Raw genomic sequence first — 15,538 nt, forward strand, 5'->3', positions numbered from 1 at the left:
AAGTTGTTCCGTGTTAACGGCCCGGCGCGAACATGTTTACCGCGTGGTTCTTCGGCGCGCATCTCGTTGAACCGTATCGGTAAACACGAGTTGTCCACAGAAGCGGCGGGGCCTTGTTAACTACTACTACGTATACATACAGTAAACCTGTAAACACCTGAAGACGACGCCATCGGCAGCGGAAAACCCGAAGCCCGACCGGTTGGAATTTCCACCGCGAATCGGGCAGCAGTCGCTTTTACTTCTTACGAATCATGGGATTGCAGTTCGGTCGCAGGGTCCGGCGTGTGGCACAATCGCGCTTCTTCCTGCGTCGCGCCGATCAGCCGGCGAGCGCTTCAATGGAACGATGCTTGCGGAACGACAATCCGATCACCAAGCCGCAACGTCGTTTACCAAGTTCGGCCAGCGCTCGCGCGCGGCGCATCGCAGTGCTTTCCGAGAGCCAGGATGCGAGCAAGCCAGTCAGCTCGAGCCGGACGCGTCATCAAGTCGTACACGGCTGAACCGTGACGCCGTGTTCGGTCAAGTTCGTTTGGCCTGAATGAACCTACGCTCAGTCGTTATCGGGTAGCGCGTGTCGGCGTCTCCCGCGAGTCTCGCTGTGACGCGCGGCCCCGCGCGACCGAGCGTGTCCTCTGCTGAAGCAACGAAGGAGAAGCCCATAAGATGAATTCGGCATTTTCATTTCTTCCCGCGTGGCCGCTCGAACCGGACGCCATCCTGTGGGCCGGTCTCGCGCTGGTCACGGCGGGTCTCGCCGGAGAGTTGCTGTGGCGCGCATGGCGTCTGCCGCGCATCACGGGCTATGCGGTGATCGGCCTGATCGCGGGCAACGCCGGTCTCGGCGTCATCGACGCCAGCGCGGGCGGCCTGTCACGTCCGCTGCTCGATGTCGCGCTCGGATTGCTGCTTTTCGAACTCGGCGGACGGCTCGACCTTCGCTGGATCCGCCGCAATCCTTATCTGATTCTGTCGAGCATCGCGGAATCGACGCTGACGTTCATCCTTGTGCTGATCGCGCTGATGCTCGCCAACGTGCCGACGATGCCCTCGATCGTCATCGCCGCGATCGCGATGGCCACGTCACCCGCGATGGTCATCCAGCTCAAAACCGAACTGCGCGCCGAAGGCCAGGTCACGCAGCGGCTCATGACGCTGACCGCGCTCAACAGCATGTACGCGGTGATCGTCGAAAAGCTCGCGGCGGGCGTGCTGCATCAGGAAATCTACGGCAACACGTTCGCGACGATTCTTCAGCCGCTGTATTTGCTGCTCGGCTCGCTGGTGCTGGCCTTTCTGCTGGCGCGCGCGTGCAACCTGCTTTACCGGCGTCTCAACGCGAACGACGAGCATTCGTTCGTCGCGCTGTTCGGCCTCGTGCTGCTGGCGATCGCGGTTGCGCACATCTTCAAGCTCTCGACGATCCTCGCGCTGCTCGCCGCGGGCATCATCGTGAAGAATGCCGACGAGCGGCCGCAGTTGTGGCCGTCGCATTTCGGATCGGCGGGATGGCTTCTCACCGTCATTCTGTTCGCGCTGACACTGACTTCGTTCCACTGGCGCGATATCGCGCTGGGCGGGGTGGCGGCGCTGGGGCTGATCGTCGCGCGTGTGATCGGCAAGCTCGTCGGCGTGATGATCTTCGCGAAGCCGAGCGGACTTAACTGGAAGCAGGGGGCGGCGCTCGGCGTCGCGCTGACGCCGATGTCGGCGCTCGCGTACTTGCTCGTCGACGACATGTACGTGCTCTATCCCGACTACGACCCGACCTTGCGCGCGATCGTCATGTGCTCGATCGTCGTGCTGCAGATCGCGACGCCCTTCGTGGTTTACCGTAGTTTGTCGGCGGTTGGCGAGCGCCGCGAGTAAGCGCGCGCGGCCGCTCATGCATTGATCAACAAGAGGCGTCATGGCACTCGAACCATTCATCAACTCCGAGCCGTTCACGTTCGGCGTGGAACTGGAGATCCAGGTCGTCAATACGCACGACTATGATCTGACACGCGCCGCGTCCGACCTGATGCGGCTCATCAAGGACGAAAAGATTCCCGGCAACATCACGCCGGAAATCACCGAAAGCATGATCGAGCTTTCGACGGGCATCTGCACGACGCACGAGCAGGCCGTCACCGATCTGCGCAAGATTCGCGACACGCTTATCGCTGCCGCCGATCAACTGAACGTCGGGCTCGCGGGCGGCGGCACGCATGCGTTCCAGCAATGGAGCGATCGGCAGATCTACGACGCGCCGCGCTTTCAGTACATCTCCGAGCTGTACGGCTATCTCGCCAAGCAGTTCACCGTGTTCGGACAGCACGTGCATATCGGTTGCCCGGACCCGAACAGCGCGTTGTTCCTGCTGCACGCGATGTCGCGCTACATCCCGCATTTCATCGCACTGTCGGCTTCGTCGCCGTACATTCAGGGCGTCGATACGGGCTTTCACTCGGCACGGCTCAATTCCGTGTTTGCGTTTCCGCTGTCGGGACGCGCGCCGTTTGTCCTTACGTGGGATAGCTTCGAAGAGTACTTTTCGAAGATGGTCAACACGGGCGTCGTCAACAGCATGAAGGACTTCTACTGGGACATTCGGCCCAAGCCGGGTTTCGGCACGATCGAAGTTCGCGTGATGGACACGCCGCTGTCGGTGGATCGCGCCGCAGCCATCGCTTGCTACATTCAGACCTTGTCGCGTTATCTGTTGCTCGACAAGCCGCTGACGCCCAGAGAAGACGATTACTTGGTCTACACGTTCAACCGCTTCGAGGCATGCCGCTTCGGCCTGGAAGGCACGTGCATCCATCCGCAGACGGGCGAGCGGCGCACCATCGCCGAGGACATCCTCGCGACGCTCGACGTGCTCGCGCCGCACGCCGAAGCGCTCGGTTCTCAAGCGGCGCTCGCGCAGGTCGCGGATATCGCGCGCGGCGGCGTCAACGATGCGTCGTGGCTGCGCGGCGTGTTCGACAAGGAGAAGTCCTTGCACGAAGCCGTCCGCCAGCAATGCCTGCAATGGCGCGCTTGAGACCGTAGCCGCATTACCCGCTTCAGCGACAATCGAAGAAGGCTGCCCGAGTGATTCCGGGCAGCCTTTTTTGTTTGAGGCATCGCTCTGTATGAAACGCGTGCATGTTGCTGGCAATTCAATTGCTCGCCGCGCGATTTAGCGTAAAGCCGAATGGCATCCTTAAGGTTTGCATCCAGCGTCCGTATACCTGAGTAATAGTCGGTAACGAAACGAATGTGTTGCCGTCGGTTACTCAAACGATAGACCGAGCATCGAGCGGTTTGCCGCAGCTTCCTTGCCGGGAGGCCTGCAACGGACTCCGAACGTGGTCTGCCGTACAGTACCGATGGTTACCGAAAATACACTCACGACGAAATAAGCCGCTTTTCCACGGGTTATCCACAGTTTTGCGTGGATAATTAAGGTGTACGTTTCGTCTCAGTCGCTTAGAATGGCGACTTTCCCGGCGGCGGGGTATAGTCGGCGAAAGAGCGCCACGGCTGGTAAAAGAAGGCGCAAAACGAAGAGGGTGGCAATGTCCCCTTTCAGGCAAAGCGAATTGGCTTGGTACGCCTGAATTTTGAGACGGCGGGGACCACGAACCGGGAGTTATCCCGACGAACGGGCAAAGTGAGTCGGGGCGGCTTTCGGGACGAGGGGTTCGCAGTTGCAGGCGAACATGCCGTCGAAACCCATAAAGCGGAAAACAAGCGAAATATTATGAGTGAAGGCGTTTACGGAGAGCAGGCGACGGGGCGGGTGACCCACGGCCTGCTGAGGCTGAGCACCGCGATGCGCAGCCAGGCTTGGGAGTGGGCGGAAGGAGCGGGGCTCACGCCGACCCAAGGTGAGATTCTCGTGCTGCTGATGCAGCGTAAAGGGCCGATGCGCCTTGGCGAGATCGCGCGTGAAACCGCGTTGACCGCCGCGACGACGAGCGATGCCGTCAGCACGCTCGAAGGCAAGGGGCTCGTCGAAAAGCGCCGCGCCATCGACGATGGCCGCGCGCTGGCGGTTCGTCTGACCGCCCGCGGCCGCACTGCCGCGAAGAAGGCGCTGCAATGGCCGGACTTTCTCTCGAAAGCAGTCGGCACCTTGCGCGAGGACGAACAGGCGGCGTTCTATCGCTCGCTGCTGAAGACGATTCGTCAACTCGAAGCGGCGCAGCAGATTCCCGCGCACCGCATGTGTCTCTCGTGCTCGCACTTCGAGGTCAGCAAGAACCCGAAGAAGGTCCCGCATCACTGCGCGCTCCTTCAGATCGACATGGCCGACACCGACCTGCGTCTCGATTGTTCGGTATACGAAGAAGGCGATCTCGGTCAGCAGAAGAAAGTCTGGAAGGTCTTCGCGCAGATCGCCTGAGATTAGGCAGGTAATATCGGTGGCATTCCGCGCTGTGAGGCGTCGGCGAGTCGGTTAGACTGTGCCGTCGCGCCTCGCAGCGAGGCGCGGCTCGTCCCTGGCTCTTGTTCAGGCCACGCAGTCGACTCCTGGAAGCGCCGATGAAACATGAAGTCCTGGCGATTCGCCACGTCCATTTCGAAGACCTCGGCAGTCTGGAGCTGGTGCTCGGCGACCGGGGCCATCTCGTGCGTTATCTCGACGTCGGGCGCGGGCGCATCGCGGCGCCGAATCCGCTCGACCCGTCGTTGCTCGTCGTGCTCGGCGGACCGATCGGCGCCCATGAAGACGCGCAGTATCCCCATCTCGCTCCGCTGCTGTCGATGCTCGAAAAGCGCATCGCAGCGGGGCTTCCCACCATCGGCATCTGTCTCGGCTCGCAACTGATCGCGCGGGCGCTCGGCGCACGCGTGTATTCGTCGGGGCGGCTGGAACTCGGCTGGTCGCCGCTTTCGCTGACGGAAGCGGGGCGCGCGTCGCCGTTGCGCCACCTCGATGCCGTGCCGGTCTTCCACTGGCACGGCGATACGTTCGAGCTTCCCGAAGGCGCGACGCTGCTTGCATCGACAGAAGCGTGCGCTCATCAGGCGTTCTCCTGGGGCGAGCATGTGCTCGCGCTGCAGTGCCATGCAGAAGTGCTGACGGATCGCTTCGAGAACTGGCTGATCACGTATCCCGGCGATATCGCGCATGGCGGTGCAACCGTTACCGGCTTGCGCGATGCAACCGCACGGCACGGCGCCGCCCTCGAGACTGCCGCTCGCGCGATGTTCGGCGAGTGGCTCGACCGCTTTCCCGGCGCTGCGCGATCGGGCTGACGTATCGGCGCTGCACGCATAAAAAGGCAGTGCTATGCTCGACCGCTCATCTTCGCGACGGGCTTACTACATGAGCGCGCTGTTCACTCCCCGGACCCTTCGCGGTCTGCAGCTTCCCAATCGCATCGTCGTGTCGCCGATGTGCCAGTATTCCGCCGAGCGCGGCGAAGCGAGCGCATGGCACATGATTCATCTCGGCCATCTCGCGCTGTCCGGCGCGGGGATGCTATGCGTCGAGGCCACTGCTGTCGAGCCGGATGGACGCATCACGCCGGGCGACCTCGGCTTGTGGGACGACGTCACCGAAGCGGCGTTGCGGCCGGTGCTCGCGGCAATTCGCCAGTATTCGAACATCGCGGTGACGATGCAGCTCGCACATGCGGGCCGCAAGGCATCTAGCCGCAAGCCGTGGGAAGGCGGCCAGCTCATTTCGGTCGCGGATGGCGGATGGATGACGCACGCGCCATCGGCGATTGCGCACAAGCCCGACGAAACCCCGCCGCTCGCGCTCGATACGGCGGGACTGCTGCGTGTGAAGGAAGCCTTCGCGGCATCGGCGAGGCGCGCCGCGCGGCTCGGCATCGACGCGCTCGAGGTTCACGCGGCGCACGGTTATCTGCTGCATCAGTTTCTATCGCCGATTGCGAATCAGCGCACCGACGAATACGGCGGATCGCGCGAAAACCGCATGCGTTATCCGCTCGAAATCTTCGATGCCGTGCGCGCCGCGTTTCCCGGCGACAAGCCCGTCGGCGTGCGCGTCTCGGCGACGGACTGGGTGGAAGGCGGATGGGGCATCGAAGATACGATCGCGTTCGCAGCGGAGTTGAAGAAGCGTGGCGTCGACTGGATCGATGTGTCGTCGGGCGGGGTATCGCCGCAACAGAAGATTCCGCTGGAACCCGGCTATCAGACGCCGTTCGCCAAGGCCGTCAAGGAAGCGACCGGCGTGACGACCATCGCGGTCGGTTTGATTACCGAGGCGAAGCACGCGGAAGAGATCATCGCGAGCGGCCAGGCCGACTTCGTTGCGATGGCGCGCGCCATGCTCTACGATCCGCGCTGGCCGTGGCACGCGGCGGCCGAACTCGGCGCGACCGTCAGCGCCCCGCCGCAGTACTGGCGCTCGCAACCGCGCGAGCAGAAGCATCTGTTCGGCGACATCGCGTTCGGCCAGCGTTGATACGACGGAGTTGAGAATCCGGCGCGCGGGAGTGTACGATACCGTCGTTACCGTTGAACGCGGCGCCTTCGAGGCCACCGCGTTTTTTTATGTCCCGGTCCGCACAAGCGTTCATCGTGCGGAAAGAAGCGGGCATGAAGCCTCCATAGAAATTCGTTACTTGGGATTCGTTCGATGAGTTCACGCAGGGTCACCGTTCGCCGCTCGGGCGTGCATGGCAAGGGCGTGTTTGCCGTGAAGCCGATCGCCGCCGGCGAGAAGGTGATGGAATACAAGGGCGAGCGCATATCGTGGAAAGAGGCGCTGCGCCGTCATCCGCATAATCCGGACGAACCGAATCACACCTTCTATTTCGCACTCGACGATGGCCGCGTGATCGACGGCAAGATCGATGGCAACAGCGCGAAGTACATCAACCATTCGTGCGCGCCGAACTGCGAAGCCGAGGAAGTCGAAGGCCGTGTGTTCATCCACGCGCTGCGCGACATCGGGCCGGATGAAGAGCTCAATTACGACTACGGGCTCGTGATCGAAGGGCGCATCACCAAGAAGCTGAAGAAGGAATACGAGTGCCGCTGCGGCGCGAAGAAGTGCCGCGGCACCATGCTCGCGCTCAAGAAGAAAAAGTAAGCGCCTCGCTTATTTTTCCGCAGGGGCCGTTGCGGGCGCTTCGACGTGTTGCGCCTTCAGCGGCATCCGTACGATGAAGCGCGCGCCGCCTTCGGGCGCGTCTTCGTAATGCACTGTGCCGCCGTGCAGCGCGACGATGTCGTGCACGATCGCAAGCCCGAGTCCCGCGCCGCCTTCGACGCTCTGGCCATCGCCACGGAAGAAGCGCTTGAACAGATCGGGCTGCTGATCGGCCGGAACGCCGGGGCCGTTGTCCTCGATCACCACTTCGCCGAAACGCGCGCCGTCCGGGTTTTTCGGATCGCGCCAGTCGCCGACCGTCAGCGTGATGCGCGCGCCTTCGTACCGCGCGGGCGGCACGTACTTGAGCGCGTTGTCGATGAGATTGGCGAGCACTTCGCGCACGAGCACGACGTTGCCGCGCATCGTCATCGGATGCTCGTTTTCAGGATCGTCGATGCGCTGAAAGCCCAGATCGACCCGCGCCGCCAACGCGCGCGGCACCCATTCCGCGCCGGTTTCGAACGCGAGCGCGGCGAAATCGAAGTCCGTGAAGCGCGCCGCCTGTTCGCCCGGCTCCGCGCGCGCGAGCGACAACAACTGATTCGACAGCCGCACCGCCCGATCCGCCGATGCCCGCAGTTCCTTCACCGCTTCGACCGCCTTTGCGGGATCGCGTGAACTGAGCGCCTGCTCCGCGTGCAGCTTCACGGCCGTGAGCGGCGTGCGCAACTGATGCGCGGCATCGGCGATGAATTTGCGCTGCGCATCGAGCGCCGTCTGCAGGCGCACGAGCAGGCCGTTCATCGCGCTCGTGAGCGGACGGATTTCGCTCGGCACATGCGATTCGTCGACCGGTTCGAGCGAGACGTGCGTCTGCCGGTTCAGCGCGTCGGCGAGATCGGTGAGCGGGTTCAACTGCTGATTCACGACGCGCCACACGATCACCCAGCCGGCCAGCAGGAGCAGCAGCAGCGGCATCATGATCGCGAAGAGAAACTCGACGGCGATGCGATACCGCGACCCCACGCGCTGCGCCACTTCCACGACGATCGGATTGCCGGTCTGCTGCGGCACGCGCACTTGCGCCGCGCGAACGCTGGTGCCCTGATAGTGCGTCTCGAAGACGTACGCGTAATGGATGCGCCGCACGGAGGTGCCGGTGAGCGGAAGGTCCGGGTCGCCAGCGATTTCCTCGTCGCCCGTGCTGATGCGGTAGACGAGCTGTTCGACGGGATCGGAGAACATCGCCTGGGCGAGCGGCGGGACGGTGACGGGCGCATCGACGCCCGCGAGCTGGATTTGCTTCGAGATGGCGGTGGCGAGATCGGCGAGCGAACGATCGACGACGTGCTGCGTGTACTGCCACGCGAGCCAGTACGCCATGAGGCCGGACATCAGCGCGAGCAGCGACAGCGGCGCGGCGAGACGGCGCAGCAGGGTGCGCCGCAGGCTCGGCGGGGCGGGAGGTCGGGTGGGCGTCGATCGCGCCAGATCGAGCCAGTCTTCGCGGGCGAAACGCTGATCGCCCGCGCGCCGGGTGGGAAGTCGCAAAGCGTTCTAGGGCGAGAGTGGCCGATGCATCACGCCGCCTGCCGGATCTCCTGAAGCAGATAACCGAAGCCGCGCACCGTCACGATTTCCACGCGCGTGTTCTCGAGCTTCTTGCGCACGCGATGCACATACACTTCGATAGCGGTATCGCCGAGATCGCCGCCGAAGTGCGTCAGATGATCCTGCAGTTGCGCCTTGCTGACGACACGGCCGTGACGCAGCAGCAGCATTTCGAGAACCGCAAATTCGCGCGGCGACAGTTCGAGCGGACGCTCGTCGTTGAAGATGCGGCGATCGACGCCGGACAGGCGCAGGCCGCCCAGCGTGACTTCGGGACGCGGCACGTCGCCGTGCGGACCGCTGCGGCGCATCACGGCGCGAATGCGCGCTTCGAGTTCCTGCGGCTCGAACGGCTTGAGCATGTAGTCGTCGGCGCCGCTGTTGAGGCCTTGCACGCGGTCGTGCAGTTCGTCGCGGGCCGTGAGGATGATCACCGGCGTATGGCGATTGCCCTGGCGAAAGCGCGAGAGCAGCGTCATGCCGTCGATACCGGGCAAGCCCAGATCGAGAATGACGAGTTCGTGGCGGTTCTGCGCGAGCGCCTGCTCGGCGAAGATGCCGTCGTGAACCATGTCGACGGTGAAACCGGATTGCTCGAGGCTGCTTTGAATGCCGCGCGCGATGGGGCGGTCGTCTTCGATCAGGAGGATTCGCATGAAGTCGCTCAGTACAATGGGTTGAAGTCGATCCGGCGCTCTGGTCCGCGCAATGCGGCGGGACAGCGCGGGGTCGGCCGGATCAAAACCGTTACTTCTCATGCGGCGCCGCGCGGCTTGAGTTCGAGCGGCGCGGGCGATTGCCGTCTTCGGGCCTTGTGCGCTGCTGATTGTACCGCTTCGAACCCGCACGCCGACCCGCGTCCGAAAGGCGGTATCTTGCACCGTTCACGCAGTTTACGAGCGGTTCAAAATTGGCCTTCATCACTGAAAGATACGCCGGGATTCCGCTTACGTCTGCTTTCGGATCGCCTTGCAATAGTGCGATTCGGCCGCGCATCGGACGTCCAACGGCTCGCGTCGATGTCACAGTTCGTAATACGCCTGTTACCTTGTCGGGTGCTGTAAGCCGGTATTAATCCGCGCGCGGAAGATCGTGCGGCGCGTCGCTCATCCGGGCGATGCGCTAAAGTCGCATCTCCTTCCGCTTTCGCGCACATTCGCATCATGCTGGAACTCGATCATTTCGACCTTGCCCTGCTCGATGTCCTTCAGCGCTTCGGGCGCGCCACGCATCAGCAGCTCGCGGAGCAAGTGCCGCTATCGCCGTCGCAGATCGGGCGGCGCTTGCAGCGGCTCGAAGCGACGGGCGTGATCGAGGGCTATCGCGTGATGTTGCGCCCCGAGAAACTCGGCCTCGGCGTGACGGCGTTCACGAGCCTGAAGCTCAAGCATCACGGCGACACCGTCATCGAACAGTTTCAGCAGGAGATCGACGCCTTGCCCGAGGTGCTCGAATGTCACGCGACCGTCGGCGATGCGGATTATCTGCTGCGCATCGTCGCGCCGGATCTGAACGCACTGTCGGGCTTCGTGATGAAGAAGCTGATGCGCGTGCCGGGCGTGGACAGCGTGCGCTCGAACATCGTTCTGACCACGTTCAAGCGCAACGGCCCATTGCCGCTCGATCACCTTTCCGGCGACGCGGCCTGAGCGGGGTTTAGCAAGTCCACATACGCGAGCGGCACCAGGTCCGCTTGCGCCACACCCAGGCGCGCGAACATGTCGTGCGCTTCCTGATGGCCGCCGGCTTCATCGTCGTCCTGGCCTAGTACCACTTCCAGTTCGACGAAATCGCCGAGCCCGTCCACCCGGTCAAGATGAATGCGCGTGCGTCCGACCAGATAGACATGCCGCTCTTTTGAGACGATGCCGCGCGTCGTCAGTGCCTGCGCGAGCAGCGCGTGCATGGCTTCGGCGTTCGTCACCGGACTGCGGGAGTAATAGGAGACTTTCGGGCCATCGCGATCGTCGCGCTGATAGAAGATCAGCTCGGACGGCGTGCCGTCGTCGAACTGGCGCAGCTTGAGGCGGCCGGTCGGCACGTCGTAGAAGAAATCCTGCTGGCGAAAGACGAGCGGCGCATCGGGGGCAAGCGCGGATGCGCGCTCGCGCAGTTCGTCGAACCGATGCGCGCGTGCCTTGATTTCGATGTTGCGTGCCATGAAGGAACTCTCCGGTGGTGGGGCGTCGCTCAGCGTACCAGTCTTATCGTGAATCTGGCGTTACACGGACCATTGAGCGTCGATGAGTTTCAGCGCAGCGGCGATCGCCGGTTCCTCGCGACGTTCGGTAAGCGCGACGAACGATAGCTGCGTCGGCACGGTGACGCCATCGACGATGGTGAGTGCGTGCGCGTGTGCCTGCGCGAGCGCGATGGAATCGCGCGCCAGCGACAGCCCGACACCGGACTTCACGAGATCGAGCATCGACGGCTCCTGGTCGACTTCGGCGACTTTCACGGGCATCGCGCCGGCTTCGCGAAAGACGCGCGACAGCAGCCGGTTATGCGCGGATTCAGGCGGCGTCCAGATCCACGGCAGCCTCGCGAGGGCGGCCCAGCTGCGTTTGCCTTTATTGACGCGGTTATGCCATCCGGCGGGCGCGAGCACGTGATAGGAGAACGGCGTGAGACGCACGACATGAAAGCGTTCGCCGTCGCGCGCGCCGTCGATGGCCGGATCGCCGATGTAATAGCCGACATCTAGATCGCGTGTTCTTATGCGTTCGAGCACCCATCCGGACATGCCATGCCGAAGTGCTGTTTCGATACGCGGATACGTTTCGACGAACTGCCGCAAGAATCCGCCGAGCCGCAGGAATTCCGGATCGAGAATGGTCCCGATACGAAGCGTGCCGCTTACTTCATGACGCAGCGCGGCAGCGGCCCGCTGAACTTCGGACGCGGCGGCGATGGCGCGCTCGGCGTGGGGAAGAAGCGCTTCGCCGTCGCGTGTGAGGAGCAGTCCGTGCGACGTGCGTGTGAAGAGGACAACCCCGAGCATCTCCTGAAGGTTCTTGATTTGCAGGCTGACGGCCGGCTGCGTGAGGTGCAGCTGGGCGGCGGCCCGCGTGAGATTGCCTTCGCGGGCGACAGTGAGAAAAGCGCGCAGGAGGATGTAGTCCATGCCTGATATTAGCGCGACTTATATCGCAGTTGAACAGAACTCATTGGATTCGGAAGAAACCTCGCACTAGTCTTCGTAGACGGTCGAGCGAATGAAACGCGTGGAGAGTGATCGCCTATGCGGTCGACTACGCAGCGAGCCGGAGGAGCATTCGGCGCTAAGAAGTAACAGATCAACATCAAAAGCCGCATCGAAGACGGCAAAGCAAAGAAAGGAGACAACGCAATGAACGAGCGCAAGGAAGAAGGCAGCTACGACTACATCATCGCCGGCGCAGGCACAGCCGGCTGCGTGCTGGCAAACCGCCTGACGCAAGACCCGGCGATAAACGTGCTGCTGCTCGAAGCAGGCGGCAAGGACGATTACCACTGGATCCACATCCCGGTAGGCTACCTGTACTGCATAGGCAACCCCAGAACGGATTGGCTCTATAAGACACAGAGCGAACCGGGCCTGAACGGCCGGGCGTTGTCATACCCGAGAGGAAAAGTTCTGGGCGGATGCTCGTCGATCAACGGCATGATCTACATGCGCGGCCAGCGCGAAGACTATGACGACTGGGCGCACATCACCGGCGATTCGAACTGGTCCTGGGACTCGGTGCTTCCGATTTTCAAGCGCAGCGAGGACCACTACGGCGGCGCCAGCGAATGGCACGGCAAGGGCGGCGAATGGCGCGTGGAGAAACAGCGGCTGAAGTGGAAGATCCTCGAAACGTTCTCACAGGCCGCGCAACAGACCGGCATCCCCGCCACCGATGACTTCAATCGCGGCGACAACACCGGCGTCGGCTATTTCGATGTGAACCAGCGCGGCGGCATCCGCTGGAATGCGGCAAAGGCATTTCTGCGCGAAGCGATGAAGCGTCCCAACCTGACGACGATCACCGGCGCGCACACGCAAAAGCTCGTGTTCGAAGGCGCACGTTGCGTCGGCGTGGCGTATCGCGGCGGCGATGTCGATTTCATCGCGCGGGCGCGTTGCGAAGTCATCCTGAGCGCGGGCGCGGTCAATTCACCGCAGATTCTCGAACTATCGGGTATCGGTAATGGCGCGCGCCTGCAGCGGCTCGGCATCGATGTCGTGCGTCATCTGCGCGGCGTCGGCGAGAACCTGCAGGATCACTTGCAATTGCGCATGGCGTACAAGGTGAACGGCGCACGCACGCTCAATACCTTGTCCGCGCGATGGTGGGGCAAGCTTTTCATCGGCATGCAATACGCGTTGATGCGAAGCGGTCCGATGTCGATGGCGCCATCGCAACTCGGCGCATTCGCGAAGTCGAATCCGGATGATGCTTCGATCAGGCGGCCCGATGTCGAATATCACGTGCAGCCCTTATCGCTCGAACGCTTCGGTGAACCGTTGCATCCGTTCAACGCATTCACGGCGTCGGTCTGCAATCTGCGGCCAACGTCACGCGGCAGCGTGCATATCGAATCGCCGGATGCGCATGCCGCGCCTTTGATCGCGCCGAATTATCTGTCGACCGAGCGCGATCGCGAAGTGGCCGTCAATTCGCTCCGGCTCACGCGGCGCATCGTGAGCGCGCCGGCGTTATCGCGCCATGCGCCCGAAGAGATCCTGCCGGGCATTCAGTTTCAGACGCAGGAAGAACTCGTCGAAGCAGCGGGGCAGATCGGCACGACCATCTTTCATCCGGTCGGCACATGCCGCATGGGCGCGGACAACGATCCCGCCGCGGTCGTCGATAGCCGCTTGCGCGTGATCGGCGTGCGTGGCTTGCGCGTGGTCGATGCATCGGTGATGCCGGTCATCACATCGGGCAACACCAATTCGCCCACGTTGATGATCGCGGAGCGCGCGAGCGAGATGATCCGCGAAGACCGCGGCGCGTTGCAGACGCAGGAAGTGATCGCGTCGGCACTCGCATGATGTTCGCCGCAGCACGCAGCGTGCCCTGATTGCGTGCATCGGCGGCCACTTTGCGCGCCGCATGAGTTAGTGCAAATCCCAATGATTGCGCTGCATCATTGGCGCGACAATGGCCCCGGATCAGAGTGATGCTCGGCTTACCTCGTGCCCGCTTTGTGCAGCACGCAATATCGATGCAACGGCAGCACGAAGCGAACCGTACCGGAATCGAAGCAACGTTCGGGTGCGCGCGTAAAGAACAATAAGGCGCAGGCGAACCGATCGTTTAGCGCCTCACTTCGCATGGAAGGGGACATGATTCTCGGCGATACCATTCTGGAAACGCGAGGGCTCACCAAGGAATTCAAAGGCTTCACCGCCGTGAATGGCGTGAACCTGCGCGTGCGCCGCGGCTCGATCCATGCGCTCATCGGACCGAACGGCGCAGGCAAGACCACCTGCTTCAATCTGCTCACCAAGTTCCTCGAACCCACGGCGGGCCAGATCGTCTTCAACGGCGCCGACATCACGCGCGAACGGCCGGCCCATATCGCGCGGCGCGGCATCATCCGTTCGTTTCAGATTTCCGCCGTGTTCCCGCATTTGACCGTGATGCAGAACGTGCGTATCGGCTTGCAGCGGCAACTCGGCACGTCGTTTCAGTTCTGGCGCAGCGAACGTTCGCTCGATGCGCTGAACGATCGCGCCATGGACCTGCTCACGCAAGTGGGCCTCACCGATTTCGCCGATACGAAGACCGTCGAGCTTTCCTACGGACGCAAGCGCGCGCTCGAAATCGCGACGACGCTTTCGATGGAGCCCGAACTCATGCTGCTCGACGAACCGACGCAAGGCATGGGACACGAAGACGTCGATCGCGTGACGGCGCTCATCAAGAAGGTATCGGCGGGGCGCACCATTCTGATGGTCGAGCACAACATGAACGTAATCGCCGGCATCTCCGACACCATCACCGTCCTGCAGCGCGGCGAAGTGCTCGCCGAAGGAAACTACGCGGAAGTATCGAAGAATCCGCTCGTGATGGAAGCCTACATGGGCAGCGCCGATGCGGCGCTCACCGGAGCGCACGCATGAGCACGATCGTGGAAGAGCGCCGCTCGCGCGAGGCGAACGGCGCGGCGGGCAATGCGCCTGCGCTGGAAATCGCGGGACTGCAGGCGTGGTACGGGGAATCGCACATCCTGCATGGCGTCGATCTCAAGGTGGATCGCGGCGAGGTGGTCACGCTGCTCGGGCGCAACGGCGCGGGCCGCACGACGACGCTTCGCGCGATCATGGGCCTGACCGGCCGGCGCACCGGGTCGATCCGCGTCGGCGGACGCGAGACCATCGGGCTGCCGACGCACAAGATCGCGCATTACGGCATTGGCTATTGTCCGGAAGAGCGCGGCATCTTCTCCAGCCTGTCGTGCGAAGAGAATCTGCTGTTGCCGCCGCTCGTCGGCAATGCGAAAGAGGCAATGCCGCTCGACGAACTCTATTCGATGTTCCCGAACCTAAAGGAGCGGCGCGCGAGCCAGGGCACGCGCCTCTCGGGCGGCGAGCAACAGATGCTCGCCGTCGCACGCATTCTTCGCACCGGCGCGAATCTGCTTCTGCTCGACGAGATATCGGAGGGACTTGCGCCCGTCATCGTACAGACACTCGCGCGCATGATCCTCATGCTGAAATCGCGCGGCTACACGATCGTGATGGTCGAACAGAATTTTCGCTTCGCGGCGCCGCTCGCGGATCGCTTCTATGTGATGGAGCATGGAAACATCGTCGAGCATTTCGGCGCGGGGGAACTCGAAGCGAAGATGCCCGTGCTGCATGAACTGCTCGGGGTGTGACAGCAACACGCGTAACGCCAGCTTGAC

At 62.8% G+C, this 15,538-nt stretch carries 15 protein-coding genes; 10 read left to right on the plus strand and 5 right to left on the minus strand.

Annotated features, from left to right (window positions below; translation table 11 throughout):
- Positions 1 to 322: 322 nt before the first annotated feature.
- Positions 323 to 460 carry a hypothetical protein gene (locus BG57_RS32950; protein ID WP_160174714.1) on the minus strand — a complete coding sequence of 46 codons (138 nt, stop codon included), beginning with the start codon at positions 458 to 460 and terminating at the stop codon, positions 323 to 325.
- Positions 461 to 669: 209 nt separating this feature from the next.
- On the opposite strand from BG57_RS32950, the gene BG57_RS08070 reads away from it, so the two are divergent.
- The 6 genes from BG57_RS08070 to BG57_RS08095 all read left to right on the plus strand — a co-directional run bounded on the left by BG57_RS08070 (position 670) and on the right by BG57_RS08095 (position 7,045).
- Positions 670 to 1,872, plus strand: a complete 1,203-nt coding sequence (locus tag BG57_RS08070) for a cation:proton antiporter (protein WP_035962089.1) — start codon at positions 670 to 672, stop codon at positions 1,870 to 1,872.
- Positions 1,873 to 1,912: 40 nt separating this feature from the next.
- Positions 1,913 to 3,028, plus strand: coding sequence for a YbdK family carboxylate-amine ligase (locus tag BG57_RS08075; RefSeq protein ID WP_035962091.1), 1,116 nt, complete (start codon positions 1,913 to 1,915; stop codon positions 3,026 to 3,028).
- 702 nt (positions 3,029 to 3,730) lie between these two features.
- Positions 3,731 to 4,375, plus strand: coding sequence for a MarR family winged helix-turn-helix transcriptional regulator (locus tag BG57_RS08080; protein ID WP_035962093.1), 645 nt, complete (start codon positions 3,731 to 3,733; stop codon positions 4,373 to 4,375).
- A 140-nt stretch (positions 4,376 to 4,515) separates the two neighbouring features.
- Complete coding sequence (locus BG57_RS08085; protein ID WP_035962095.1) at positions 4,516 to 5,232, plus strand: glutamine amidotransferase; 717 nt, start codon at positions 4,516 to 4,518, stop codon at positions 5,230 to 5,232.
- Between the two features lie 70 nt (positions 5,233 to 5,302).
- Positions 5,303 to 6,415, plus strand: a complete 1,113-nt coding sequence (locus tag BG57_RS08090) for an NADH:flavin oxidoreductase/NADH oxidase (RefSeq protein WP_035962096.1) — start codon at positions 5,303 to 5,305, stop codon at positions 6,413 to 6,415.
- Positions 6,416 to 6,589: 174 nt separating this feature from the next.
- Positions 6,590 to 7,045 (plus strand): SET domain-containing protein, encoded by a 456-nt coding sequence (locus BG57_RS08095; protein ID WP_035962406.1) that lies wholly within the window; start codon positions 6,590 to 6,592, stop codon positions 7,043 to 7,045.
- Positions 7,046 to 7,054: 9 nt separating this feature from the next.
- Here the strand turns inward: BG57_RS08095 and BG57_RS08100 are convergent, their stop codons facing one another.
- Positions 7,055 to 8,599 carry a sensor histidine kinase gene (locus BG57_RS08100; RefSeq protein WP_229754044.1) on the minus strand — a complete coding sequence of 515 codons (1,545 nt, stop codon included), beginning with the start codon at positions 8,597 to 8,599 and terminating at the stop codon, positions 7,055 to 7,057.
- A gap of 29 nt (positions 8,600 to 8,628) precedes the next feature.
- Positions 8,629 to 9,315 carry a response regulator transcription factor gene (locus BG57_RS08105; protein WP_035962098.1) on the minus strand — a complete coding sequence of 229 codons (687 nt, stop codon included), beginning with the start codon at positions 9,313 to 9,315 and terminating at the stop codon, positions 8,629 to 8,631.
- A gap of 507 nt (positions 9,316 to 9,822) precedes the next feature.
- Between BG57_RS08105 and BG57_RS08115 the strand changes: the two genes are divergently transcribed.
- Positions 9,823 to 10,308, plus strand: a complete 486-nt coding sequence (locus BG57_RS08115; protein ID WP_035962102.1) for an Lrp/AsnC family transcriptional regulator — start codon at positions 9,823 to 9,825, stop codon at positions 10,306 to 10,308.
- On the opposite strand, the gene BG57_RS08120 is transcribed toward BG57_RS08115, so the two are convergent.
- Both BG57_RS08120 and BG57_RS08125 read right to left on the minus strand, forming a co-directional pair.
- Positions 10,284 to 10,820 (minus strand): class IV adenylate cyclase, encoded by a 537-nt coding sequence (locus tag BG57_RS08120; protein WP_035962104.1) that lies wholly within the window; start codon positions 10,818 to 10,820, stop codon positions 10,284 to 10,286. The two genes, BG57_RS08115 and BG57_RS08120, sit on opposite strands and share 25 nt — an antisense overlap.
- A 60-nt stretch (positions 10,821 to 10,880) precedes the next feature.
- Positions 10,881 to 11,783, minus strand: coding sequence for a LysR family transcriptional regulator (locus BG57_RS08125; protein ID WP_035962105.1), 903 nt, complete (start codon positions 11,781 to 11,783; stop codon positions 10,881 to 10,883).
- A 225-nt stretch (positions 11,784 to 12,008) separates the two neighbouring features.
- On the opposite strand from BG57_RS08125, the gene BG57_RS08130 reads away from it, so the two are divergent.
- The 3 genes from BG57_RS08130 to BG57_RS08140 all read left to right on the plus strand — a co-directional run bounded on the left by BG57_RS08130 (position 12,009) and on the right by BG57_RS08140 (position 15,511).
- Positions 12,009 to 13,679: a GMC family oxidoreductase gene (locus BG57_RS08130; protein ID WP_035962107.1), complete on the plus strand. Its 1,671-nt coding sequence runs from the start codon at positions 12,009 to 12,011 to the stop codon at positions 13,677 to 13,679.
- 294 nt (positions 13,680 to 13,973) lie between these two features.
- Positions 13,974 to 14,753: an ABC transporter ATP-binding protein gene (locus tag BG57_RS08135; RefSeq protein WP_035962410.1), complete on the plus strand. Its 780-nt coding sequence runs from the start codon at positions 13,974 to 13,976 to the stop codon at positions 14,751 to 14,753.
- On the plus strand, positions 14,750 to 15,511 hold the full coding sequence (locus BG57_RS08140; RefSeq protein ID WP_035962109.1) for an ABC transporter ATP-binding protein: 762 nt from the start codon (positions 14,750 to 14,752) through the stop codon (positions 15,509 to 15,511). The genes BG57_RS08135 and BG57_RS08140 overlap by 4 nt, the downstream gene beginning before the upstream one ends.
- Positions 15,512 to 15,538 lie beyond the last annotated feature (27 nt).

Source organism: Caballeronia grimmiae (assembly GCF_000698555.1).
Classification (GTDB): domain Bacteria; phylum Pseudomonadota; class Gammaproteobacteria; order Burkholderiales; family Burkholderiaceae; genus Caballeronia; species Caballeronia grimmiae.